Annotated in this window: 23 protein-coding genes; 16 read left to right on the top strand and 7 right to left on the bottom strand. The window is 61.5% G+C overall.

The window, feature by feature from the left end; translation table 11 throughout:
* Nucleotides 1-15: 15 nt before the first annotated feature.
* A complete protein-coding gene (locus ACO08A_RS07330) occupies nucleotides 16-831 on the bottom strand; it encodes a LuxR C-terminal-related transcriptional regulator (RefSeq protein ID WP_422040501.1) in 816 nt (271 codons plus the stop codon).
* A 265-nt stretch (nucleotides 832-1,096) separates the two neighbouring features.
* Here ACO08A_RS07330 and ACO08A_RS07325 point away from each other — a divergent pair, with 265 nt between their 5' ends.
* Together ACO08A_RS07325 and ACO08A_RS07320 are read left to right on the top strand one after the other, a co-directional pair.
* Nucleotides 1,097-2,275, top strand: a complete 1,179-nt coding sequence (locus ACO08A_RS07325; RefSeq protein ID WP_422040500.1) for a CynX/NimT family MFS transporter — start codon at nucleotides 1,097-1,099, stop codon at nucleotides 2,273-2,275.
* Nucleotides 2,272-2,811, top strand: a complete 540-nt coding sequence (locus ACO08A_RS07320; RefSeq protein WP_422040499.1) for an amino acid synthesis family protein — start codon at nucleotides 2,272-2,274, stop codon at nucleotides 2,809-2,811. Before ACO08A_RS07325 ends, ACO08A_RS07320 begins: the two co-directional genes overlap by 4 nt.
* Nucleotides 2,812-2,876: 65 nt before the next feature.
* On the opposite strand, the gene ACO08A_RS07315 is transcribed toward ACO08A_RS07320, so the two are convergent.
* The gene (locus ACO08A_RS07315) at nucleotides 2,877-4,142 is read right to left on the bottom strand and encodes a fasciclin domain-containing protein (protein WP_422040498.1); all 1,266 of its coding nucleotides are present in this window, start codon (nucleotides 4,140-4,142) and stop codon (nucleotides 2,877-2,879) included.
* A gap of 221 nt (nucleotides 4,143-4,363) precedes the next feature.
* On the opposite strand from ACO08A_RS07315, the gene ACO08A_RS07310 reads away from it, so the two are divergent.
* On the top strand, nucleotides 4,364-4,678 hold the full coding sequence (locus ACO08A_RS07310; protein ID WP_422040497.1) for an antibiotic biosynthesis monooxygenase family protein: 315 nt from the start codon (nucleotides 4,364-4,366) through the stop codon (nucleotides 4,676-4,678).
* Nucleotides 4,679-4,744: 66 nt separating this feature from the next.
* On the opposite strand, the gene ACO08A_RS07305 is transcribed toward ACO08A_RS07310, so the two are convergent.
* Entirely contained in the window at nucleotides 4,745-5,206 is a 462-nt protein-coding gene (locus tag ACO08A_RS07305) for a DUF302 domain-containing protein (protein ID WP_422040496.1), read from the bottom strand.
* Nucleotides 5,207-5,415: 209 nt separating this feature from the next.
* On the opposite strand from ACO08A_RS07305, the gene ACO08A_RS07300 reads away from it, so the two are divergent.
* From ACO08A_RS07300 to ACO08A_RS07275, 6 genes are all read left to right on the top strand, one after another.
* Nucleotides 5,416-5,883, top strand: coding sequence for a DUF4174 domain-containing protein (locus ACO08A_RS07300; protein ID WP_422040495.1), 468 nt, complete (start codon nucleotides 5,416-5,418; stop codon nucleotides 5,881-5,883).
* Between the two features lie 24 nt (nucleotides 5,884-5,907).
* Nucleotides 5,908-6,381: a DUF3429 domain-containing protein gene (locus ACO08A_RS07295; protein ID WP_422040494.1), complete on the top strand. Its 474-nt coding sequence runs from the start codon at nucleotides 5,908-5,910 to the stop codon at nucleotides 6,379-6,381.
* 254 nt (nucleotides 6,382-6,635) lie between these two features.
* The gene (locus ACO08A_RS07290; RefSeq protein ID WP_422040493.1) at nucleotides 6,636-7,325 is read left to right on the top strand and encodes a cupin domain-containing protein; all 690 of its coding nucleotides are present in this window, start codon (nucleotides 6,636-6,638) and stop codon (nucleotides 7,323-7,325) included.
* Nucleotides 7,326-7,351: 26 nt separating this feature from the next.
* Complete coding sequence (locus ACO08A_RS07285) at nucleotides 7,352-8,413, top strand: flavin monoamine oxidase family protein (RefSeq protein WP_422040492.1); 1,062 nt, start codon at nucleotides 7,352-7,354, stop codon at nucleotides 8,411-8,413.
* A 140-nt stretch (nucleotides 8,414-8,553) separates the two neighbouring features.
* Entirely contained in the window at nucleotides 8,554-9,780 is a 1,227-nt protein-coding gene (gene gltS, locus ACO08A_RS07280; protein ID WP_422040491.1) for a sodium/glutamate symporter, read from the top strand.
* Nucleotides 9,781-9,838: 58 nt separating this feature from the next.
* Nucleotides 9,839-10,870, top strand: a complete 1,032-nt coding sequence (locus ACO08A_RS07275) for a DUF4105 domain-containing protein (protein WP_422040490.1) — start codon at nucleotides 9,839-9,841, stop codon at nucleotides 10,868-10,870.
* A gap of 35 nt (nucleotides 10,871-10,905) precedes the next feature.
* On the opposite strand, the gene ACO08A_RS07270 is transcribed toward ACO08A_RS07275, so the two are convergent.
* The gene (locus tag ACO08A_RS07270) at nucleotides 10,906-11,550 is read right to left on the bottom strand and encodes an NADPH-dependent F420 reductase (protein WP_422040489.1); all 645 of its coding nucleotides are present in this window, start codon (nucleotides 11,548-11,550) and stop codon (nucleotides 10,906-10,908) included.
* A gap of 88 nt (nucleotides 11,551-11,638) precedes the next feature.
* Here ACO08A_RS07270 and ACO08A_RS07265 point away from each other — a divergent pair, with 88 nt between their 5' ends.
* Nucleotides 11,639-12,538, top strand: a complete 900-nt coding sequence (locus ACO08A_RS07265; RefSeq protein ID WP_422040488.1) for a LysR family transcriptional regulator — start codon at nucleotides 11,639-11,641, stop codon at nucleotides 12,536-12,538.
* A 150-nt stretch (nucleotides 12,539-12,688) separates the two neighbouring features.
* A complete protein-coding gene (locus ACO08A_RS07260) occupies nucleotides 12,689-13,408 on the top strand; it encodes a carbonic anhydrase (RefSeq protein WP_422040487.1) in 720 nt (239 codons plus the stop codon).
* 304 nt (nucleotides 13,409-13,712) lie between these two features.
* On the opposite strand, the gene ACO08A_RS07255 is transcribed toward ACO08A_RS07260, so the two are convergent.
* Complete coding sequence (locus tag ACO08A_RS07255) at nucleotides 13,713-14,060, bottom strand: winged helix-turn-helix transcriptional regulator (RefSeq protein ID WP_422040486.1); 348 nt, start codon at nucleotides 14,058-14,060, stop codon at nucleotides 13,713-13,715.
* Between the two features lie 74 nt (nucleotides 14,061-14,134).
* Between ACO08A_RS07255 and ACO08A_RS07250 the strand changes: the two genes are divergently transcribed.
* The gene (locus ACO08A_RS07250; protein WP_422040485.1) at nucleotides 14,135-15,061 is read left to right on the top strand and encodes a DMT family transporter; all 927 of its coding nucleotides are present in this window, start codon (nucleotides 14,135-14,137) and stop codon (nucleotides 15,059-15,061) included.
* A 116-nt stretch (nucleotides 15,062-15,177) separates the two neighbouring features.
* Complete coding sequence (locus ACO08A_RS07245) at nucleotides 15,178-15,744, top strand: hemerythrin domain-containing protein (RefSeq protein ID WP_422040484.1); 567 nt, start codon at nucleotides 15,178-15,180, stop codon at nucleotides 15,742-15,744.
* A 63-nt stretch (nucleotides 15,745-15,807) separates the two neighbouring features.
* On the opposite strand, the gene ACO08A_RS07240 is transcribed toward ACO08A_RS07245, so the two are convergent.
* The gene (locus tag ACO08A_RS07240; RefSeq protein WP_422040483.1) at nucleotides 15,808-16,548 is read right to left on the bottom strand and encodes a helix-turn-helix transcriptional regulator; all 741 of its coding nucleotides are present in this window, start codon (nucleotides 16,546-16,548) and stop codon (nucleotides 15,808-15,810) included.
* 50 nt (nucleotides 16,549-16,598) lie between these two features.
* Here ACO08A_RS07240 and ACO08A_RS07235 point away from each other — a divergent pair, with 50 nt between their 5' ends.
* The 3 genes from ACO08A_RS07235 to ACO08A_RS07225 all read left to right on the top strand — a co-directional run bounded on the left by ACO08A_RS07235 (nucleotide 16,599) and on the right by ACO08A_RS07225 (nucleotide 20,565).
* A complete protein-coding gene (locus tag ACO08A_RS07235; RefSeq protein WP_422040482.1) occupies nucleotides 16,599-17,057 on the top strand; it encodes a GFA family protein in 459 nt (152 codons plus the stop codon).
* A gap of 80 nt (nucleotides 17,058-17,137) precedes the next feature.
* On the top strand, nucleotides 17,138-18,073 hold the full coding sequence (locus ACO08A_RS07230) for a DMT family transporter (protein WP_422040481.1): 936 nt from the start codon (nucleotides 17,138-17,140) through the stop codon (nucleotides 18,071-18,073).
* 128 nt (nucleotides 18,074-18,201) lie between these two features.
* A complete protein-coding gene (locus tag ACO08A_RS07225) occupies nucleotides 18,202-20,565 on the top strand; it encodes a GAF domain-containing protein (protein ID WP_422040480.1) in 2,364 nt (787 codons plus the stop codon).
* A 49-nt stretch (nucleotides 20,566-20,614) separates the two neighbouring features.
* Here the strand turns inward: ACO08A_RS07225 and ACO08A_RS07220 are convergent, their stop codons facing one another.
* Nucleotides 20,615-23,872, bottom strand: a complete 3,258-nt coding sequence (locus tag ACO08A_RS07220) for an EAL domain-containing protein (protein WP_422040479.1) — start codon at nucleotides 23,870-23,872, stop codon at nucleotides 20,615-20,617.
* Nucleotides 23,873-23,925: the final 53 nt, after the last annotated feature.

Raw genomic sequence — 23,925 nt, 5'->3', positions numbered from 1 at the left:
CTCCGGCCAATTCGCTCAGCCGGTCCTGGCGCCGAGCGCGCGCAGTTCGCTGATCATGCGGGCATTGTCGAGCGCAATGACACTTTGGTCCGCAAAGGTATGGGCCAGCGCTGTCACCTGCGCATTGAACGGCCGTACCTGCTGCCGGTAAATGGTGAAGGCACCGACCAGGCCGTCACCCGACAGCATCGGGATTGCCACGAAAGAGCGCGCCCCGCCCAGATCGGCCGTCGCAAGGCGCAGCGGATCATCCGTTCTGTAAAGTTCCTCTGACCGGACATCGACGATGTTGACGACGTCACGCACCGTTTCCATCCTTCCGAGACCGGTCGCCTTGCCGGCCGTGAAAACGCCCTGTCGGTCGAGCCAGTCCCGAAAGCCCTGCGGGATGCCGCGCGTGAAGCGTGCCGAGAACCGCCGGTCGCCGTGATACTCGAACAGGATGCCGAATTCCGCGTCGCACAGCTCCAGCGCATGGCCCAGGATCGCCGCCATCACGGCTTCGGTGTCGCCGCGCGAGCGGCTGATGATCCGCAAAACCTCGCTGAGCGCCCGCTCGCGCCCGATGGCCTCCTCCAGGCTCAGAGCCAGTTCTGAAATGACGGCGCCATGGTCGGTTTGGGTCTCGGCGGGCGGGCTGGCGCCGTCCAGGCGGGCATGAAGTTCCAACTTCGAGGACACTTCCAGCTTTCGGTAGATCGCGGCGAGATGCGTCCGCACCGTCGAAGGTGCGATGTGCAGGCGCTCGGCAATCGCGTGATAGGTTCGCCCGCGCGCATAGCTTTGCGCAATTTCCAGTTCGCGCGGACTGAGTATCGTATCTGGCTGCACCTGCTTCCGCCCCCCGGCTGTCCTGACGCATCCTGCGATGTCTAACGGCAACGTGCAATCCTGCATGGACCTCCCCGAAATACTGCACCGGCACGAAGAAATTACAGCATCTGCCCGATACCGGTCCACGAATGCCGTTCCTATCCTTGGCCGATATGGGGGACAAGATGAGCAAAACCAGGCAGTCACCAGACTTCTACGCAGCAGACAGCCCGGTCCTGACCGGTAAGCGCGTGGGTCGCAAGCAACAGATCCGGTGGGCGTGATGCGCTGGTGGATGCTTGCCCTGCTTTTCTTTGCAAGGATTGCGCTTGGCTTCCAGTTCCAGACTGCGGCGTCCGTCGGCGGCGACCTCGTCACTGTCTTCGGCATCGACTATTCCGACGTCGGTTTCCTCATCGGCCTGTTCATGGTTCCAGGCCTGTTTCTGGCCTTGCCCGCCGGGGCCATGGGCCGGTACGTCTCCGATCGCGGTCTTGCCTTTGCCGGATTGAGTGCGCTGGCGCTGGGCGGGCTTGTGAGCGGGTTCGGATCCGGCCCCGTCACGATCGGCCTCGGCAGGCTCGTCGCCGGTGCGGGCTTTCTTCTCTCCACGCTTTATTTCACCAAGATGATTGCCGACTGGTTCGAAGGACGCGAGATATCGACGGCGATGAGCATTCTCGTCATGAGCTGGCCTTTCGGCATTGCGATGGGACAGGTGGGACATGCCTACCTGGCCGACCTGCAGGACTGGCGCCTGCCCTTCGTGGTCGCGTCGCTGTATTGCGCGGCCGCGGCAGCCGGTGTGCTTCTCTTCTACCGCGCGCCTGCGGGGAGGAAAGCCGTACAGGGCGCCAATTCGACCCGGCTGAGCCGCCGCGAGCTGCACCTGATCCTTCTTGCGGGAACGGCTTGGGGCGTCTTCAACGCAGGCTATGTTGCCTATCTCTCCTTTGCGCCGCACAGGCTGGAGGAACTCGGACATCCCGCGCTTCAGGCCGCCGCGGTCGTAAGCGTTGCCAGTTGGATCATGATTGCCTCGGGCGCGGTGTGCGGCCAGATCGTCGACAGGTTCAATCACCGCAATCTCGTGCTGATTGTTTGCATGACGGCGGCGGTTGTCTCGCTCTGGCTGATGGGGATATCCGGCGCAGGTGTCGCCGCCAGCCTGCTGTTCGGGCTCGTCGGCATGGCGCCTGCCGGTGTCATCATGGCCCTGGCAGGCGAGGCTGTTGCCCCGGCAAGGCGCGCCTTCGGCATGGGCATCTTTTTCACGGTCTATTATGCAATCATGGCGGCTGCGCCACCGCTGGCCGGGTGGATCTTTGAGCGATCCGGCACCGCCGGTGCACCGCTTGTGTTCGGCATGATCCTGTTTGCATGTGTCGTTCCGGCCGCTCTGGCGTTCCGGTTTGTGAAAACAGGAGAACGCGCCGTCACATCGAGGGAGGATGGTCAATGAAATTACGAAAGACACTTCTGATCGAGGAAACCGTCGAGACCGATGAATTCGGCGCGGCCTGCGATCCGCTGATCCGGATGGCAGCACTTGCGGTCCTGGAAAATCCGTTTGCCGGAATTGACGCCGATGACCTTTCCGAACTGTTTGAAATGGGAGCACGGCTCGGAGACCGGCTGGCAGGGAAGATCATGCACCGCCTGGACGGTGCGCCGACCGGCTATGGCAAGGCGGCGATCGTGGGCTCCGAGGGGGCTGCCGAACATGGTGCGGCGCTCCTGCACCCGATGCTCGGCAAGCCGGTGCGCGCAGCCATCGGCGGTGGCAAGGCCCTGATGCCGTCCAACGTGAAGGTGGCCGCACTTGGTGACACAATAGACCTGCCGCTTGGACACAAGGACGAAGCCTGGGCGTTCAACTTCATCGATACGCTGTCGGTGGGCATCGCCGACGCCCCCCGCGCGAACGAGATTGTCTTGTGTGTCGGCATAGCGAGCGGCACCCGCCCGCGCGCCCGCGTCGGCGACGGACCTCGATAGAAAAACGGCACCGGCCAAGTGGCCGATGCCGTTTCCGCCGCGCACATGCGCAGCCAGGACCGTGGTTAGCTGATCGGGTCGTCGTTCACGAGGAACTCGACGGCCGGAAGCAGGGCGGCCGGATTGACATCTGAGGAAATGCCGTTGAATTCGATCGTGCCGGTCAGATGGGTGATCAAAAGATCGCCGTCATGGGAGGCACCGAGCGAAACGGCGCCGGCGTCAACGAGGTCGAACAGTTCCAGTTCGTTCGGATCGTTGTTGGCGACGATGGCGGCCAAAAGGTCCGGATCGCCGTCCCGGAGGTCCAGCACCAGCTTGTCCCTCTTGACGTTGAAATCGGCGATCACGTCGTCGCCTTCGCCGTCACGGAACGGGTTGAAGATGAAGCTGTCGGCGGACCGACCGCCGACCAGGAAGTCGTTGCCTTCTTCACCTTCCAGACTGTCTTTTCCGCGTCCGCCGTTGAGGTAATCGTCGTCGGCACCGCCTTCGAGCATGTCCTTGCCGCGTCCGCCGATCAGATTGTCGTGGCCGTCGCCGCCATCGAGGACGTCGTGTCCGCGGCCGCCGTTCAGGTAGTCGTTGTCGGCGCCGCCTTCGATCGTGTCGTTGTTCCGGCCTCCGAAGAGGTAATCGTTGCCGTCACCACCCTTGATGAGATCGTCGCCTCTGCCACCGAAAATGATATCATGGCCGCCAAGACCGTTGGCAATGTCATCGCCTTTGCCGAGCGAAATGAAATCGAAATGATCGGAGCCGATCACCGCATCCGGGCCGTTGCCGGTGAACAGGAACCCGCCTTTTGCAAACGTGATGTCGTAGGGTAGCAACACGTTGTCGATCACGTGAACGATGCCATTGTCGGCAACGATGCCGTTTTCGGAGCCGGCCGGGTTGGCAACATTGGGATCGGCGAAACCGTCGTCCTTGTCACCGAGCGAAAGCCCGGAAGACGTGTCCGGCTCGATCGTTTCGCCGGAAAGGGTCGTGATGCTGCTGCTCCCGGCAACCGCTGCGCCGTCAAGCGCGCCGCCGGCAATGTGATACGTCAGCACCGACTTCAGGAAGGCGGTCGGGTCGTCGGAGGGAGACAGAAGTTCGGAGGCGGCGATCAGGGCCGGAACGACCTGGGTCTCGTCCGAACCGATGCTTGGGTCGAGCGCATTTGCGAGGTTGAGGAATGCCTGGTCTGTTGGTGCGAAAACGGTCAGCGTCGCGGTTGGATCACCGGCAGCGGTGGCAAGGTCCGGAAAGGCTCCGAGGGCTGCCGTGAGAATCTGAAAATCATTACTTCCGCTCGCGATATCGAGGATCGTGTTTGTAGGCATTTTTTTGCGCTCCCTACTTGCGCCCCATCGCGGCTGTTTACGGTTGGTCGGACGATCGGTTTGAAAAAGAAGACGAAATGCTGTTCACAGTCTCGTGAAGACGGGGTGCCGATCGCATTGGTCTTGGCCCGGACGGACGGATTGAAAAATACGACTTTTACAGTCAGGTTATCCCGGACGTCGGCCTGCCGCAGGTCTGGCCCCCACATAAGGAGAGACGCATGTATCTGGCAATGAACAGGTTTTCAATTCTTGAAGGCCAGGAAGAGGCGTTCGAAACCGTTTGGCGCGAACGGGAATCCAGACTTTCGGATGTTCCCGGTTTCAAGACGTTTCATTTGCTGAAAGGCGCGTTCGACGAAAACACAGGAACGACACTCTACGCGACCCACACAATCTGGGCGGATCGCGAGGACTTCCTGAATTGGACGAAGTCGGAGCACTTCCGCGCGGCGCACAGAAATGCCGGCGACAACAAGCATCTGTATGCCGGCCACCCGCAATTCGAAGGTTTCGAGGCTGTTCTGAGCGAGTGATATCGCTGAACGACGCTTGGACTTTGACGTGCCGCCCCGCATCCGCGCGAGGCGGCACGTTCGTTGTTACTCGGCGGCTTTTGCCGTCAGGTTTTTCAGCGCGCCTGTCATCTTGCCGATGCTCGGATGGTCGGCGGGAAGACCGTGTTCCGCCGCGAGGGCTGCCGGTGCCCGATAGACCAGGATGGTGCCGTCGCTCGTTTCGATGATTGCAACCCGGATCGGCAGGTCCAGTCCGGCTTCCGGCGCATCCTTGATGACCGGCGTGCCTAGCTTTGGATTGCCGAAAATCACGACCTGATTGGCCGGAATTTCCATGTCGACGCTTTTGCCGCCAGCGGCATGATCCACCCGCGCGAACACCTTCGCGCCCGCCTTTTCGACGGCGGCGACCAGATTGTCGGCGGTCTGGGCGACCGAATGCGCACTCGGAACATGAACAAGCGAGGAATCGGCTGCTTGGGCGGCAGGGACGAGCAGCGACAGGGCGAGGGCGGAGAGAAGGGATTTGAAAGCAGTGGTCAGCATGGTGGACTCCGGAGTTGGTGATCTGAACGGCGCGCAGTTTCACTTGTTGATTGTCCAACAGGCCAATCACACTTTTATGAGCAGAGCATGGCAACCGAAAACGAGGCCGACGCTATGCGGTCGCCTGAACCTGTTCGCACCGTTTCAGTTCCGTCGAGATCCGGTAACGAAAGGCATGCGTAAAGAGGGCGGTCTTTCAGGAGGGGCTCGTGACTTTCACTGCTGCGATCAGGTCGGGATTGGCTGTTGTTTGCGCATCTGTGTCGTTTGCCGCGAGCGCACCGCTCATGGCAAGTCCCTCCGACGCGTGGGCGTGGAAGCATCGCGTTGTCGTGATGTTCGCGCCGCACAAACGGGATGCTTCGTTGATCGCGCAGCGCACCGCTCTCGCAGGCACGGATGCCCATATCGCGGACCGGCACATGGCCGTCATCGAAATAGTGAACAGCGAGGCGAAAACTGTCATGGGGGCCCGGCTCGATGTCTCGGCTTCAGGGATGAAGAAATTCCTGCGCAAGAACGATGACAGGTTCGAGGTTTTCCTGTTGGGCAAGGATACCGGCGTGAAATTGCGTTCCACAACGCCCGTGACCGGTGATGACCTGTTTTCCCTGATAGACACCATGCCGATGCGGCAACGGGAAATGACGGCCGGCAGCGGCGCAAAAGGTTCGTGAGGGGAGTCGCGCATGGAAACGCAAATGACCGGAACGGATAACATTGCATCTGAGAAGGCGGAGGCCATGCCTTTGCCGGCAAAGTGGCTTGGTGCGACCGGTGCAATCCCTTTCGTTACCACCGCGATTGTTGCTGCGTTTGGTCCGGAAAACTGGTCGGCATGGGCCGCGCACGCCCTGGCCTACTATGGCGCGGTGATCCTGTCGTTTCTCGGCGGTATCCATTGGGGTTTGGCGATCTCCGATAATGGGGCCGCGAAGATATCGGCGGCGAGGCTGTGCTGGAGTGTTGTCCCGTCGCTGATTGCTTGGGGTGCTCTGCTGATGCCGCTGTTTTATGGATTGATGGTTCTGACAGCGGCATTCGGGCTTGCTCTGTTCATCGACACGAGAGCCGGTACGCGCGCGGTCGTTCCCTCGTGGTTTCCCGACCTCCGAACGGCTCTGTCGATTGCCGTGATCGCCTCTCTTCCCCTGGGACTGATCGGCGCTGCATGAAGGGCGCCCTTCCAGCAGCTTGAATTCCGGCCTTCTTGAGCGCGTGCATCCGGGCCTCTGGGGGAAACAACGTGCCCTACCTGCCACGGCAACCCGACCGCAGTTCACGCGTTCGTGATTTGTGATTCCTGCATGTGTTTACAATCTACCTATCAGTAGATAGATTGTTGGCGAATGACCTCATGAACTAGGTTTGGCACGCCCTTGTCTGCCTGCGATCCGAACCGCAAGCGACGAGGGCGGGTGACACGGAGATGACGACGATGGAACTGAATGCGGATTTTGACGAGAGTGTCCAGATAACACCTGCCGAGCACGACTGGGTATCGTCTCCGATGCCGGGCGTCGAGCGCATGATGCTTGACCGCCTCGGCGCCGAGGTGGCCCGTGCAACGACGATCGTGCGCTACGCACCGGGCAGCGCCTTTTCTGCCCATACCCATGACGGCGGTGAGGAATTCATCGTGCTGGAAGGCGTGTTCGAAGACGAGCACGGCGCGTTTCCTGTCGGATCCTATATCCGCAATCCGCCGGGATCGAGCCACACGCCGAGTGCGCCGCAAGGAGCCGTCATCTTCGTCAAGCTCTGGCAGTTCGATCCCGAGGACCGCAGTCATGTCCGGATCGATACGGGCAAGCTTGGCGCGGTTGCCGACGCAAACCGGCCGGGTGTGAGCGTATCGCCGCTCTTCGAGGACCCCTATGAAGCGGTGAGCATGGAAACATGGGCAGCCGGAACCGAGGCAATCGTGGAAGCGCCGGGTGGTGCGGAGATCTTCGTTCTGTCCGGAAGTGTCAGCGCCGGCGGCGCGGCGCTCGAACCCTGGTCCTGGCTGCGCCGGTCGGACGGCCACGACGTGGTGCTGAAGGCCGGTGCCGACGGTGCCCGTCTGTGGGTCAAGCGCGGACATCTTCGCCACGTCTCCGCCCCTGAAAACCGGTAAGCGGCGGATCCTTAAAGGTGACCGGCATGCGGTTCGACAGCGTTGTGATCGGCGCGGGCCTGAGCGGTCTCGCCGTCGCCAGGGTTCTGCTGGCAAGGGGCGAGTCTGTCGCGCTTCTCGAAGCAAGGGACAGGGCAGGCGGGCGCATCCTGTCACGTCCCGTTTCTGCGGCGGGGCCGCGATATGACCTCGGCCCGGCCTGGATCTGGCCCCACAACACCCGGATGCTGACCCTCGTCTCGGAACTCGGTCTGCCGCTGATGCGTCAGCACTCGGCGGGCAACCTGGTGTTTCAGGATCAGAACGGCGCGATCCGCCGCGATCTCGACTTCGCCACCATGGGCGAAGCCTTGCGCGTCGAAGGCGGTCTTGCGCGGGTCACTGACAGCCTTGCGCGCGCCTTGCCGGAAGGTGTTCTGCGCCTCGGCCATGCAGTCAAAGAAGTCGAAGCCAGTGACACGGGGGTTCGCCTGACGGGGGTGAGGAGGGAAGGCCCATTTACGGTCGAGGCGGATAGGGTCATCCTGGCCTTGCCGCCGCGTCTTGCCGCCAGCACGCTCGGTTTTCTGCCCGCGCTCCCGGAAGCACAGGTTCAAAGCATGACATCCGTGCCGACCTGGATGGCAGGACATGCCAAGCTCGTCGCCGTTTTCGAACGCGCCTTCTGGCGCGAGGCCGGTCTGTCCGGAGATGCAATCAGCCACATTGGACCGCTATTCGAAATCCACGACGCGTCGCCTGACCCGGATGCATCGGGCGGGGCCGCACTGTTCGGCTTCGTCGCACCGGACCGTGCGGGCAGAGATTGCGACGAGGCCCGGCTGGTCGAGGATGCGACCCGTCAACTTTCGGCACTGTTTGGACCGATCCTCGGCGCACCGACACAGGTGCTTTTGGAGAATTGGGCAAAGGACCCGTTCACGGCAACAAAGCTTGATCGCCCGGATCTTTCCGGACACCCCCGGTATCGCAGGCTTTCCTTCGCGGAGGCGCCCTGGTCAGGGCGCGTTCTCTTCGCCGGCACGGAGACGGCGCCCGAAAACGGAGGTTTTCTGGAAGGCGCCCTGGAAGCCGCGGGATCGATTTGAGCCTGCGGCATGTGTCTGAACGGACATAATGAATTTTACGACCGTGCAAGCGCGAGAGGATTTGAGATAAGCTTCCCCCAAAGCAAAAGCAGGACCGGATGCACATCTGGCTGCGTTGAGTGTCAGAAGTGGGGAATATCATGGAGCCTGCAGCGGTCGCCGATCCGATAACGATTGACAGCTTCGCCGCCTTCACGCTCGGTATCGTCGTGTATTTCGTGGGAGCACGGCTCACGAAACGGTTTTCGATCCTGTCGGCATACAGCATTCCGGAACCCGTCAGTGGGGGCCTCGCCGCCGCTTTCTGTGCGCTTCTGGTCGTCGTGGCGACAGGCCGGACGATCGAATACGATCTTTCCGTGCGCGATTTCCTGCTGGTCTACTTTTTCACCACGGTGGGTCTGAACGCGCGTGTGTCCGACCTGACGCGCGGCGGGCCGGTTCTCGCGATCATGCTCGGCCTCACCCTGGTTTTCATGATTGTGCAGAACGGTGTCGGTGCTCTTGGCGCGCTGCTTTTCGGTCTGCCGTCGCAGGCCGGCGTTCTGCTTGGCACCGCGTCCCTGATCGGCGGTCACGGAACGGCCATTGCGTGGGGCCCGACAATTGCCTCCCAGTACGGCGTCACCGGTGCCGCTGAACTCGGCATCGCCTCGGCCACGGTCGGGCTGATCCTTGCAAGTGTCCTCGGCGGTCCGATCGCCAAGTACCTGATTTCGAAGAACAGCCTGACGGCGACGGACGAGACGGATGCCGTCGAAACCCATGAGGCCGCGGCAACCGATGAGACCCGCGCACCGATCAACCACGTGGAGATCATGCGCTGCATCCTGTGGATCCATGTTGCGATCGTGATCGGCTATTCCGCACATGAGAGCCTGCTGACGGCGGGGCTGAAACTGCCGCTTTTCGTTCCGTGCCTGATCTCCGGCATCGTGTTGTCCAACGTCGTGCCGATGGTTTTCAGAAAGTCGAAATCGCCGGCAGGCACCCAGTCGCTGGATCTGATCAACGAGTTCAGCCTGTCCGTCTTCCTGTCCATGTCGTTGATGAGCATGGAGCTCTGGACCCTGGCCGGCAGCGCGGGCGTGCTTGCCGTGACCATGGTGCTGCAGGCGGTGGCGGCGGCGGTCTTCATCGTGTTCATCGTCTTCCGGGTGATGGGGCGGAACTATTTTGCCGCGGTGCTGTCTGCCGGATTTGCGGGCTTCGCTCTCGGTGCGACACCGACGGCGATCGCCAACATGAAAGCCGTGACACAGCGCTACGGACCGTCGCCGCTCGCCTTCATCGTGCTGCCGCTGATTTCCGCTTTCTTTGTCGACCTTGCCAACGCGTTCATCATCCAGTGGTTCCTGAGCCTGTGATGACCTTCGGCCGCTCTGTCATGCGCAGCGCGAAGGACGGCAAGCAGAGCCGCCACAGATGAGACGTCTCCTGCTTGCCGTGATGAGGATCGGTGCCGGGGTCCTTGTCCTTCTGATCGCCGCCTTCATGGCGCTGGCCAGCTACTACTGGCTGGGCTGGCCGGACTGGCTGCGCCTGACACTTGCCATAGCGATAATCCCCGCCGTGGCGGTCCTGTGGTTCTTCCCCGGTGACGGACGATGGATGCGCCGCGGCGCCGCACTCGCATTGATCGCGGTCTTTTTCGCCGCCTATTCGCAGAAGGAGGTTCTGCCCCGGACATTCGTTCCGCTGCATGAGCGCGTTATCGATGCGAATTTTTCCGGAAACATCGTCGAGATCGTCAATTTCCGGGATGCGATCCACCCGGTCGGAGCGCCTGCGCAACCCAGATGGACGACCCGTTCCTTCGATCTGAGCGAACTCGCGGGCGCGCAGCTTGTCTACCAGCCCTTCGGCAACTCCGCCGCGACGGTGCACGTGATGATGACCTTTGCATTTCGGAACGGCGATCACCTGGCCGTCTCCTTCGAAGCGCGCCGGACGAGCTGGGACAAATTCGATGCGCTGGCAGGCTTCTTCAGGCATGACCAGCTCTATCCGGTTCTGGGGACCGAACGCGACCTGCTCTGGAAGCGCCTCGCGCACGTGCCGCCCAACGAGCTTTACTTCTTCGACATTCAGGGATCCAACGCCGAGATCAGGGCCTATCTCACGCGGCTTCTGGAGTTTGTCGCCGAACTGCACGACAGGCCGCAGTTCTATTCGACGGTCTCCGAAAGCTGCTTCACCACACTCATCAAGCTGAGCCCGCAGGTTCGGGACGCGGTGCCCTGGTACGACTTGCGGCGCTGGGTCCCGGGGGCCTCGGTCGGACTGCTGCAGGAACTCGGTGTCATCGAAAACGATGTCACCGAGGAAGAGCTGACCAGGAGGCAGAAGCTTGGCCCCGGCGTGAAGCCCCCCTGGAAGTTCGAGACTGCCAACGACTGGAGCCGCCATCTGCGGTCGCGGATCGGGGTTACGCAGACCGCTTCGACGGGACAGTAGAGGATTTGGCGCAAAGACCGTCCGGCACGGACAGCTCAGCGCACGGCCCTGACTTCGGGCTGGATGAAGTTGAAGATGGTCTGGGGGTTGCGACCTGCGAACAGGAACTTGATGACGATCGCCGCGGCCGCTTCGAGCTGGTAGGCGTGTTCGTTGCCGCCGAGGCGCAGCGGGTCCGCACCGACATCCCTGATCAGTTGGGCTATCGTGTCATCCGCCCCGGCATCCGCCGTATAGAGCGTCACCATCTGGCGGCCGTCATAGGTCATGTCGGCGTCTTCCCAGACCGCCACCTGCGCCATGTTGAAGGCCTTGCCGACGTGAGCATCCGGCAGATGATCCGAAATAGCCTGGGTCAGCGACCGTCCATCCTCGCGCGTCGTCAGAAACGTCTCGATACTGACCGGATTGTTGATGTCGATGACGATTTTGCCTGCAAATGCCGACGGGCCGCCGGCGCTGTCAATGCCGCTGAAAGTGTCCTCCCAACGGGTCGCGAGAACGACGACATCGCCAAAGGCTGCCGCTTCTTCCGCAGATCCCGCACGCGCTCCGATCTCCGTGGCGACGGCGTTTGCCTTGTCCAGGTCGCGACCCGAAAGCATGACCTCATGCTTTCCCGACCACTTGCCCGCGAGTGCTTTCGCCATGCCGCCTGATCCGATGATGCCGATTTTCATGACTTAATCCTTCATTCGTGATGGCTTGTATTTGGCGAACCATCACGCATAATTAAAATTATGAATTTGTATGGCTTCTATAATCTGCATGGATATTAAGCAGGGAGATATCGGGCTGCTTCTGGCCCTGGATGCCCTTCTCGAGCACGAGAGCGTCTCAAGGGCGGCTGACCAGCTCGGTATCAGCCAGCCGGCCATGTCGGCGCAGCTGAAACGGCTGCGGAGCCTTTTCAACGATCCGCTCCTGACCCCGTCCGGCCGGAGGCTGGTCGCGACAAGCCGTGCCCGGGCGTTGCAGCAGGATCTGCGCCGTCACTTGCAGAACCTCGACGCGCTTGTGCGCGAAAACGAAACCTTCGACCCCGCGGTAACGCGAAAGACCTTCAGGATGATCGCAACGGACTACGTGCACCTGATCCTCGCCGCGCGGCTGGAGGACCGGATCGGTGCCGTTGCCCCGGATGCGCGTCTTGCTTTCCTGCCATTCGAGCCAAGGTCGATGTGGGAGAGCCTGGAGGCAGATGCAGCCGATCTCGCGCTGGTCACGGGAATGGATCTCCCGGACGCGATCAGCCGGCCCGCGATGACGGAGACATTCTGCGTGATCATGCGCCGCGGTCATCTGCTGGAAGATGGAGAGCTGACATGCGCTGCCTTCTGCGCGCAGCGGCACATCCTGATATCGCCGGAAGGTGGCGGTTTCGTCGGGGCGACCGACCGCGCGCTCGCAGGCCTCGGGATGAAACGGCATGTCGCGGTCTCGCTGCCGAGTTTTCTGCTCGCACCCGGTCTGGTTGCCGCTTCGGACGCGCTTTGCGTCGTGCCCCGCAGACTAGCCGTCCTTTATCGGGACAGTGTTGTTTGCCGGAACTTGCCGTTCGACGTGAGCGGTTTCGATGTCAACATGCTGTGGCATCCCCGCCGCCAGAACGATCCGGCGCACATCTGGTTCCGGGGTGAGGCCGCCAGACTGGCAAGGGCAATTTGAGGCAAACGGCGCTCGCGCTGCCGGAACGACAGATTGTGAGCCCGTTTCTTACAGGGAATTCATTTGTTTATGTGTGGGTTCGACACAACATCAAGGACGATAGATAGGAATGATCGAAGGACCGAGAGTTATCGTTGAAGGGAGTTTTTTATGTGTTTGATCCATGAGAATGACGGTATCAGCCGGCGGAACCTGATTGCGGGCGGACTGGCGGGTGCAGGCGTACTGGCGGCCCCGGCGGCTTTGGCTCAGGAGGCATCCGGTTCCGTGACCACCTCAAGACCATCCTCTCCGGAGGAGGCACTTCAACTCCTGAAGGAAGGCAACGCCCGCTATGTTGCCAATGCGCCGATCAACACGGATCATTCCCTGGACCGGGCCAAGCGCGCCCAGAGGCAAAAACCATTCGCGGCCGTTGTCGCCTGTTCCGACTCCCGTGTCGCGCCCGAGATTGTTTTCGACCAGGGGCTCGGAGACGTTTTTGTCGTCCGGGTCGCCGGCAACTTCATCAATGAAGACGGTCTTGCCAGTCTTGAATTCGGAGCCGCTGCCCTGGGTGTCCAGGTGATCGTCGTTCTCGGGCACACGGCCTGCGGTGCGGTGGATGCCACGATCCAGTCCATTGAAGACAGGACGCTGCCACCCGGACACCTGCCCAGCCTTGTCGAGGCGATCCGGCCGGCGGTATATGACGTCATGCCCGAAGAGCCCGCCGATCTTCTTTCAGCAGCGATCGCCCAGAATGCGCGCCTGAACGCCGAAAAGGCGTCCCGGTCCGGGCCGGTTCTTGCGGAGCTGAAGGAAGCCGGAAAGCTGATGTCGGTTGCCGGGGTTTACGACATCGCGACGGGCAAGGTCGAGTTCCTCTAGGGTGCGGACACATAAACGAAGCCGATTTGGCGGCAGAAATGGTAAAATCTCTCGAGGAAGCGTGTGCAGAGCGGGCTTTTTGCCCGGTCAAGCGCGGTGACGCTGCGAGGTAAAACCATTTTGCCGTCCTCCGAATTTGGCCGTTTCGGCCATCTGCATCGTCGCGAAAGGCTTGAAAATGAACCACATTTCCTGCGCTTTCGCTCCTCGCAGCTGGTCAAAACGATCCAAACCAAATTGACTTCATTTATGAGTCCGTACCCTGGACCTCGTAGCACGCATTCCGCAATCGGCTGCGCTTTGGTCAGCGCAGTTTTTCCACCCAGTCCATGGCCCAGTCGCCGAGCGGTTCCAGCCTTTCGAAGAGCTGCCGTCCGTCGTCGGTCAGCGCATAGCCATCCTCTGCGTTGTAGATCAGACCGGCCGCGCGCAGTTCCTTCAAACGGGTGTTGAGAACGCTGGGTGATGCCGACCCGCAGCGGTCCTGGAGGTCGCGGAAGGTCCGGTTCCCGTCACTGAGGTTCCACAGAACACCCATGGACCATCGGCGGCCGATCAGGTCGAAAAGCACCATGATCGGCTGACCTGAGGTCGACCCGCGCACGGGCGCGCCCGGTTTTGGCAGTTTCGGCGGCGCTTTCTTTCCGGTCATCTGATCCTCATTCTGCTTGCTACGAAAATAGTAGCAATGTATGCTACGAATATAGTAGCAAAGGAATGATCGACATGAAAGACGCTGCAAGCCCTGCCGATATCGCCCTGTGGTTGGTCCTCGCCTTGCTGTGGAGCACCTCCTACACGGCCATCAAGGTCGGCGTTCAGACGCTCGATCCGCTTGTTCTTGTTGCCGGAAGGCTCGTGATCGGCGCCCTGGCGCTGTTCGCTGTCCTGAAGCTGCGCCGGATGGCACTGTCCGGCCGTCTGGAAGACTGGAAACACTATGCAGTCAGTGGACTGCTCGGCAGCGCGATCCCGTTTTTGCTGATCTCCTACGGAGAGCGGACGGTCGACAGCGCCCTGGCATCCATCCTGATGGGCATTGCGCCCGTGACCACGGTCTTCATGGCGTCCTTTGTTTTTTCCGACGAGTATCTGACGCCCCGGATCGTGCTCGGTCTCGTCTTCGGCATCGCGGGAGTGACGCTTCTCGTCGGCCCGGAAGCACTGAAGGATCTTGGCGGCGATCTGACGGCGCAATTGTCGATCCTTGCCGCCGCCCTGTGTTATGGCGTCACGACGATTTACGTCAGGCGTTTCGTCAAGCGGTCGCCGCTTGAAATGGCGGCCGGGTCGACGATCTTTGCTGCCCTTGCAATGGGGGTTATGGCAGTCCTGTCAGGCGCGATCGGTGCTGTCGACACGAGTGCCGCATCGCTCGGAATTGTTGTTTATCTGGGTCTGTTTTCGACGGCTCTGGCAACATTGATCTATTTCCAGCTCGTGCCGAGGCTTGGCGCCACGAGGATGTCGCAGGTCAATTTCGCCGTGCCGGTCGGAGGCGCGCTCATCGGCGCGACCGTGCTCTCAGAAACCCTCGCGCTTCACCAGGTCGCGGCGCTCGGGGTCATCATGGTCGCGATTTTCCTCGTGACGAAAAAGCGCCGCCCGATAGGCCAGGACACTGTATCGATCAAGCCAGGTGCAGCCGAATAGGAACCGGTTTCTGGTAAGTAGATCGGCGCTAACCGGTTGATGCATAACGGCAATGCAGATGCAGACATGGAACTCTCCTGACGTCGTCCCGATATAGGGCACGAAAGGAGATGGCGATGACACACGCATTCGACATCCGCACCGAAGACATGCCCGCAGCCATGCGCGTCCTGCTGGACGAATACCCCCGCGACAGTTGGGACGCGCATCCCGGCTTCAAGGAGAAGACGAAACACTGGCTCGGCGCACATCAGATGTTCCGAAAGCTCGGAGAACTCGTGCGGTCCGAAACCGAACTCTACCTGGACAGGTCCAGGGAGCCGGACGATTTTGCCGGACGGCTGTCCTATTACGGCAACGCGCTGGTGGCAAATCTGCACGGACATCACAACTGGGAAGACAAGAGTTACTTCCCGGAACTGTCTGCAGCCGACCCGCGATTTGAAAGAGGTCTGGAGATCCTCGAAAAGGATCACCAGGAACTGGACCGTGTTCTTGACGAGTTCACGGAAACCGCGAACCGGTCGATCAAGCTGATCCATCTCGACGAGCCCCAGGCGCGGGAGGAAGCAGGCCGGCTGCACGGTCTGGCCGGAACGATCGAGGCCTTTCTCGACCGGCACCTCGCCGACGAGGAGGAACTTGCCGTTCCGATCATCCTGCATCACCGCTTGCGCGGATAACCGCCTGACACAAACCTGGCCGCACACGAAGGATACCGTGTGCGGCACAGCGTCCGTTTTCCATCAGGTCTTGTCTGAAGCCGGCTCGCGCGCGTTACCCGCGCCGGGTCCGTAATACCGCTCACGCTCCGCCGCCATTGCGCGCTCCCAGTCGGCACGGAGCTGAGCCAGGCGTTTGGGAACGCGGTCTTCCAGAATATCTGCCTTCGTGATCCGCTCGGTCCGGAAATACCGGAAGCCGCTCCGTAATTCGCACCACGCGGCCAGGATCCGGCCCTCGTCCCTGTATCCCAGCAGAACAGGCCAGACAATCCTGTCCGTCAGCGTTCCCCTGTCGTCCCGGTATTCCAGCCTGATTTTTTTCTGCCGCCGGATCGCGGCCCGGATATCGGAGGAGGCGAGCACCTCAGGCGGCGTCTCCACAGGTGCGACGCCGGTCACCGGCTCCGCGAAGAAACTGTGCAGATCGTTCGGGGCGATGGCCTCGATCTTGGCAACGAGGCTGGCCGCGGCACGCCGCATGTCCGGTTCGCCGCGTGTCTGCACCCACTGTGCCCCGAGAACCGCCGCTTCGATTTCATCCGGCGTGAGCATCAGCGGCGGCATGTGAAATCCCGCCTCCAGCACATACCCGACCCCGGCTTCGCCGCGGATCGGAACCCGTTGCGCCATCAGCGCTGCGATGTCCCGGTAGACCGTGCGTTTGCACACTTCCAGTTCCGCCGCAATCGCCGTGGCGGCAACAGGGCCGCGCGCACGTCTCAGGATCTCGATCAGTTCGAACAGCCGGTCGCCGCGCCGCATGCCATCTCCCTTTTTGAATGCTGACACCATGCTGACAATACGCTGTCAGCATGGCGCTGCTAAATCAAGCTCAGTGGAACGGGAAAGGAGACACGCTGGAAAACTCGGACAGGAAAATTTCGGGAAGCTGCTGTTGCGGCGTCGTGCGGTTCACCGTCAAGGGCACGCCGGGCATGATGGGAACCTGTCACTGCTCGCGCTGCCGGAAACTGGGCGCAACGCCGTTCGTGTTCGTCAAGCGGGAGCAGTTTGAACTCGTAAGCGGGGAAGCGGAAATTGCCTGCTACCAGCCCGAAGCGCCCTATACCTATGTGCGCTCCTTTTGCCGTCGCTGCGGGACGGCGCTCGGAGAGCCACTGTCGGAGGAAACCTCCTTTCCCCTCAACGCGCATTGTTTCGACGATGATCCGGGTGTCCGCAACACCTTTCACGAATTCGTTGCCGAAAAGCCGGCCTGGTATGAAGTCTGCGACAGTGCACGGCAATTTCCGGGTCATCCGGAGACCTGAGGTCGATGGATATGCGGCGATTTTGTGAAGTTGTCGTGGACGCGGGACGCGTCGCCGGATAACACTTCTGCACGGCCCCATTGATCGGACCGGTCAATGGAGATGCAAAGATCGCCCGCCCACCCAACACAGATCCGTCCGGCTCCGGGCACTTCAACACCATGCGCGGGATCGCGCTGATGGCGCTCGGCATGTTCATGTTTTCCGCCGTCGACACCATGGCGAAATTCCTGACCGACACGATCCATCCGTTTCAGATCGTCTGGTGCCGCCAGCTGGGCCTGCTGCTCGGTGTATTTGTTCTCATCGGCCTCAAGGGCCGCTCCGTGCTCGTCTCGGCCAATCCCGTTTTGCAGATCGGGCGGGGTGCGCTTGCTGCGGTCTCCGCAACGCTTTTCATAATTGGTGTCAAGTTCGTTCCGCTGGCGGACGCGGTCGCGATAACCTTTGTCGCGCCCTTCATGGTCACCGTGATGGGCGCGCTCATCCTGCGCGAGCCGGTTGGCATCCGCCGCTGGACCGCCGTCATCATCGGCTTCATCGGCACGCTGATCGTGATCCGCCCGGGACTGGGTGCTCTGCACCCGGCGGCGGGTCTGCTGGTGATTGCCGCCGGGGCCTTCGCGCTCCGCCAGATCCTGTCACGTATTCTCGCCGGCGGTGACAGCGCTGGAACGACGGTGGCCTACACCGCGATCGTCTCTTGCATCCTGTTGACCGGACCGATGCTCTTTGTCTGGGAGACGCCGGGATCGGCAACCGAAATCCTGCTGCTTGTCACCATGGCCGTTCTTGCGGCAGCCGGGGAAACGCTCGTGATCCTGGCGCTGGACGCCGCACAGGCTGTGGTGGTTGCACCGCTGCAGTACACGCTGTTGATCTGGGGCACGTTCTACGGCTTCGTCGTTTTCGGGCAGTTTCCCGACGGCTGGACCTGGTTCGGTGCCCTCATCATCGTTGCCACCGGCATCTATACGCTCAACCGGGAGCGCCTGGCGCTGCGCAGGAAGCGCTGAAACCGGATAACCGCGCCGGGAAAGACGGAACTGTCCTCGGACCTCAACCCCTTGATGGGCTGAGCAGACTGGAAATGCGGCATATACTCCCGTAGGGTCATCGAAACGCGCAACCGGGGGGCGGGCGTTTGAGCACCGCGGATGACTTTCAAAAGCAGAAACCGTCGAAGGACGTCAGGGCCGCCGACCGTGAAACAGCCATGCGCGAGATTCTGCTCGTCATAAGCCGGCACCGCGATGACGAACAGCCCGTCTTCGAGGTCATCCTTGAAAACACGCTTCGGCTCTGCGGGGCGACCGACGCGGTCCTCGGTGTCATGTCCGATGACGGCAGTGTATTGAGGTTTGTGGCAGGTCAGGGGAAAACCAAGAGCTTCCTGGACTGGATGCGCGACAATCCGGTGTCCTTGTCAGATCCTGAAAGCTCCCTCAGACAGATGGTCGACACGCTGGCGCCGGTCCAGATTCCCGATCTGCGCGCCACGGAGCGTTACAGGCAGGGAAGCACGTATCGCCGCAAGGCCGTGGACGAGATGGGGCTTCGGGCCATGCTCCAGGTGCCGCTTGCCCGTGAGGGACGCTGCATCGGAATGATCAGTATCGGGCGGGGCGAAGCGGTGGCGTTCACCGAAGAAGAAATCTCGTTGCTTGAAACCTTCGCCGCCCAGGCGGTAATCGCCCTCGACAACGTGCGGCAGTTCAGGGATCTCCAGGCGCGCAACGCGGAAATCGCGGAGGCGCTTGAACAGCAGACGGCGACGGCAGACCTCCTGAAGGCCATCAGCAAGTCGGCTTTCGATCTGCCGACCGTTCTTCAGGAAGTGATTGAAACGGCCGCGCGGCTTTGCGGCGCATCCATCTGCATTCTGTTCAACCGCAAGGAAGACGGAATGCACATGGATGCAAATGTCGGCTGCTCGCCGGAAATGGTCGCGTTTCACACCGGCAATCCAAATCCGATCAATCGCACGAACGTTGCCGGGCGGGCGGTCCTGGACAAACAGACCATCCATCTGGCGGATGTCACGCAGGATCCGGACTACAAGCTGACAAAATCCTTCGAGCTCGGGGGATGGCGCTCGATCATTGCAGTTCCGCTGTTTCGCGATGGTGAAGTGATCGCGGTGCTTGCCCTGTCGCGGCCCGAGGTCGGCCCGTTCAGCCGGCGGCAGATTGAACTGGTGGAGATCTTCGCGGACCAGGCTGTCATCGCGATCAACAATGCAAACCTCTTCGGTAAGGTGCAGCAGCGGCTGGAACGGGAAGCGGCGACGCGCGAAATCCTGCAGGTCATCAGCCGGTCCCGCGACGATGAAGCGCCGGTGTTCAAGTCGATACTTGAAAATGCACAGCGCCTGTGCGGCGCTCCCTTCGGCAATCTCAACATGGTGTCTGATGATGGAACCCGCCTGGAAATCGTGGCCGACGGGATCGAGGTCTTCGAGCCGTTTCGTCCGGGTTGGAGCTGGCCGGTCGAGAGCGGTCTGCTGGTTGCGCGCTCCGTACGGGAAGGCGCCGTGCTCCAGCTGGAGGATGCGGCGACCGACCCGCTTTACGCGAAGGGTGACACGGATCGTGTGACGGTGGTGAATGCGGGTGTGCGTTCAGTGCTCACCGTTCCGCTCGTTTCGAACGGCGTCGGGATCGGTTCGATAGGCCTTTTCAGACGCGAGAAGCGCCGGTTCACGTCCGACGAGATTGACCTCGTCCAGACTTTCGCCGACCAGGCCGTGATTGCCATCGAGAACGTGCGCCAGTTCAAGGCGCTGCAGGAGCGCACGGAAGAAGTGCAGGCCCTGAATGAATCGCTGGAGATCAGGGTCGACGAACAGGTCGGTGAAATCGAGCGGATGGGTCGGCTGAAACGGTTCCTTTCTCCAGCTGTTGCCGAAGCGGTGGTGACGCTAGGCGAGGAGATGCTGTCCTCCCATCGTGCGTTGATCGCGACCTTGTTCTGCGACATACGCGGCTTTACCGCCTTTTGCGAAACGGCGGAACCGGAGGAAACCATCGAGGTGCTGCAGACCTACCACGAAGAGATGGGGCACCTGATTTCGGTCCATAATGGCGGTGTCGACAAACGCATGGGCGACGGCGTCATGGTGGTCTTCAATGATCCGCTGCCCTGCGACGATCCGGCAGGCGATGCGCTTCGCATGGCACTGGCCATGCGCGAAAAGATGGCCGAGCTCAGCAAGAAGTGGAAACGTCTTGGTCACAGACTGGGGTTTGGCGTCGGCATTTCGCTCGGTTATGCGACCGTCGGCATGGTGGGGTCCGCGGGCCGGTACGAATACACGGCCAGCGGCACGGCCGTGAATCTCGCGGCCCGGCTGTGTGATGAGGCTGACGACGGTGAGATCCTGTTGTCACCGCGCGCCCATACCGCGGTTGAAGACGACTTCGCCGCCGAAGCGCGAGGCGAGATCGCGTTCAAGGGGATCAAGGCACCGGTGGAGGTTTTCCGGGTAATCGGCAAGAAGGAGAACTGAGCCGGTTGATTGCGGCAGCGCGCTCCGCGCCGGGCATCCGGCCCCGCGCTTAAGCGCCGCGAACCAGGCTGTCGGGCGTTTCCAGGTAACTCAGCAGATCTGAAAACGCCATGGGTCTGGCGAAGTAGAACCCTTGCAGCCGGTCGCAGCCGAGCCGGGTCAGGATCTCGGCCTGCTCACGCGTTTCCACGCCTTCCGCGGTGACGCCCAGTTCGAGGGCCTGGCCGATTTCGATGATCGAACGCAGCAGGCGCAGCCCGCCGCTGCCTTCGGCAACCAGCGAAACAAGCCGCCGGTCGATTTTGAGCCGGTCCGGGTTGATCCGCTGCAGCGCTACGACCGACGCGCGCCCGCTGCCGAAATCATCGACTTCGATGCCGATCCCCAGCTCCCGCAGTTGGCGAAGACGGGCCAGGAAATCATCGTCCTGCTCTTCCAGGAAGATGGTTTCCAGGAGCTCGAAACTGATCTGGCCGGCATATGTGTCCACGCAGTCGCGGATCGTCTTGATTTCGCTGTCGTTGATCCGGTTTTCACTGACATTGAACGACAGGGACAACGGTTCGCGATAGGCGCCGAAGGCCCGCTGGCACTCCCGGACCGCCCGTTCGAAGATCATGCGGTCAATATCTGCGGCCACATGCAGATCTGTTGCAACCGACAGAAAGGCAGCCGGCGTCAGGATCCCTTTTTCAGGGTGATGCCAGCGCGCCAGCGCCTCGATCCCGACAACCTGCCGGGTCACGGCATCCACCTGCGGCTGGTAGAAAGGGACGAATTCATCGGTTTCGATCGCACGCAGCAGGTCGTCGGCGACATCCTTCGTGCGCTGCACCTCTTCAAGGTCGGACCGGTCGAAGACGCCGAGTTGCCCGCGTCCACGCCGCTTGGCCTTGTAGAGCGCGACGTCGGAATTGGTCAGAAGCTGATCGATATCGGCAAGCGGCGTGCGTGCCAGGCCGATCGAGGCGCCGAAGCGGCAGATCTTTCCCTCGTAGCGCATCGGGCGCGACAGGTCCTCAAGCAGCACATTGGCAAGGTCCTCGGGCCGGTCGACGTCGTCGTCGGGCACATAGAGCAACACCACGAATTCATCCCCGCCAATGCGGGCGACGACGTCTTCCGCGTTCACTCTGGCGAGAATGCGCCTGGAGATGTCCAGCAGTACCTCGTCGCCGGCGGCATGACCCATCGTGTCATTGATCTGTTTGAAACGGTCCAGGTCGATATGCAGGGCCGCGATCTCGCCGCCGTGGCCGGAGCGCCGCCGGACAAAGTCCTCGAATTTCTGGGTGAGATAGCGCCGGTTGCCGAGACCTGTCAGGTCGTCGTGAAGCGCCTTGTAGGTGATTTCCTGGTTCGCCTTCTCCAGCCTTGCGGAATACTGCTCCAACGCACGTTGCTGGCGAACGACCTCCGTGATGTTCAGACGGAGGACGACATATTCGCCCTTTTCCGTGCGCGAGCGAACCATGCGGTGATGCTGATCGTTTGAAAACTCGAAATCCTCGACACCCGGCTCCAGGACATCGGGTGTGCAATACGCCTCGACCCATTCCTCTTCGCGCCCGATGGCCGCCGGGATACGTCCGCATTTCGCCGCTGTGCCGAGAAGGTCTTTTAAACTGATGCCTGCTTTGATCTCGTCCGGATTGTCCGTCATGGATATCGCGTAGGCCGGGTTCCAGATCACCAGGTTGTGGTTTTCATCGTAGATCGCGAACGGATCGGGATAGGCATTGATTGCCGAGAACAGGCGGTCCTGCGTGGCCTCCAGGGCCCGGCGCTGGCGCACCAGTTCGGTCGTGTCGATGCGGAGCATGACCAGGTCGCCGTTTTCGACGCGTGTCCGAAGCAGCCGGTGATGCACATCCCCGGGAAGTTCCAGGTCCTGAACGGGCTTGGCGACATCGACCTCCTGGTGGTCGTCGGACATCCACTCTTCTTCCCGGCCGATCGCGTTGGCGATCTTGCCCGCGCTTATGGCGATACGTGCGACCAGTGTCCGGTGCATGCCGGCTTTCAGCTCATCCGGGTCGTTCGTCATCGAAGCCCGATAGGCGTCGTTGCACACGACGAGACAATCGTCGGAATCATAGATCACGAAGGGCGCCGGATAGGCGTTCAGCGCTGCCAGCAGGCGAGCCTGCGCCGCTTCGGCGGTACGCTTCTGCCTGACAAGTTCGGTGGAATTCAGCCGGATGACCACGTAGTCGCCATTCGAGGACCTGGAGCGCAACAGCCGGTGATGAATGTCGCCGTCCAGTTCGACGTCTTCCCAGCCGCTGCCCAGGTTCTCAGGCGTCATCACGCTCTCCACCCAGGCGTCTTCCTGCCCGACGGCATCGGGATACCGCCCGTGTTCGATCGCAAGGCCCAGGACGTCGCGCAGATGCATGCCTTCGGTCAGATCTTCCGGGGTGTCGGTGACGGACGCGGCATAGCCGTCGTTCCAGCAGACGAGATTGAGGTTCTTGTCGTATATGACGATCGGGTCCGGATAGGCATTCAGGGCCGCGACGAGCCGCGCATGGGTGCGGTCCGACGCCTGGCGCTCGCGCGTGATCTCGGTCGTGTCGAACCGGATGGCAAGGAGGTCGCCATTCGCGGCCCGGCTGCGCAGGACGCGCTGGTAGACATCGCCTGCAAGCTCCAGGTCGGACGTGGGTTCGGATGTTTCGGCCAGTTGGATCTGTTTTTTCAGCCAGGCCTCTTCCTGGCCGTGCGCCTCCGCAAATCGGCCGTTTTCAAGCCCGATCCGCAACAGCGTCTCAAGGCTCAGGCCTGCTTTGATGTCGCTGGGGGTCTCCGTCAGGGACGCGCTGAAGGCCCTGTTCCAAAAACGAAGCCTTTTGTCCTTGTCGTACAAGGCCACCGGATCGGGAAAGGCCTGCAGCGCCGCCTTGAGACGGTCGTCTTCGAGGTGCGTCTCTCCGGCTTGCGCGGGCCCGTCATTGGCAGGGTGTTCGCTGGCGGCGCGGAAGGTTGCGCAGATGAAATGGCCGCCGTCTTCCGTGTTCTCGACGGCAACGAAAGACACACTCACCTGTAAGTCCGAACCGTCGGAACGATGGCAGGTGTCTTTCGTGATCTGCGCCTTGCCGCGCTTTGCGAGGTCTTCCAGAAAGGCGGCGCTGAAACTACGCGGGCCGGACGGGCTGAAAAGACAGGCTATGTCGCGGCCGACAATCTCCTCCGGCCGGTACCCGAAGAGGTCCGAAAAGGCAGTATTGACATGAATCAGGGGTGCCGACGGCGCGCTGGGCAGAAGATGCCCGACGGCGACCGCGTCACTCATCAAATCCATAAAATTGGTTTTTAACGCCGCAAATTCCATTCCGCCTCACAACTCAGTATTTG

Origin of the sequence: Roseibium sp. (assembly GCF_965232425.1) — a bacterium.
Taxonomy (GTDB): Bacteria; Pseudomonadota; Alphaproteobacteria; order Rhizobiales; family Stappiaceae; genus Roseibium.
Note: the sequence above shows the minus strand (reverse complement) of the source record. Positions and strands in the feature narration are given on the sequence as shown.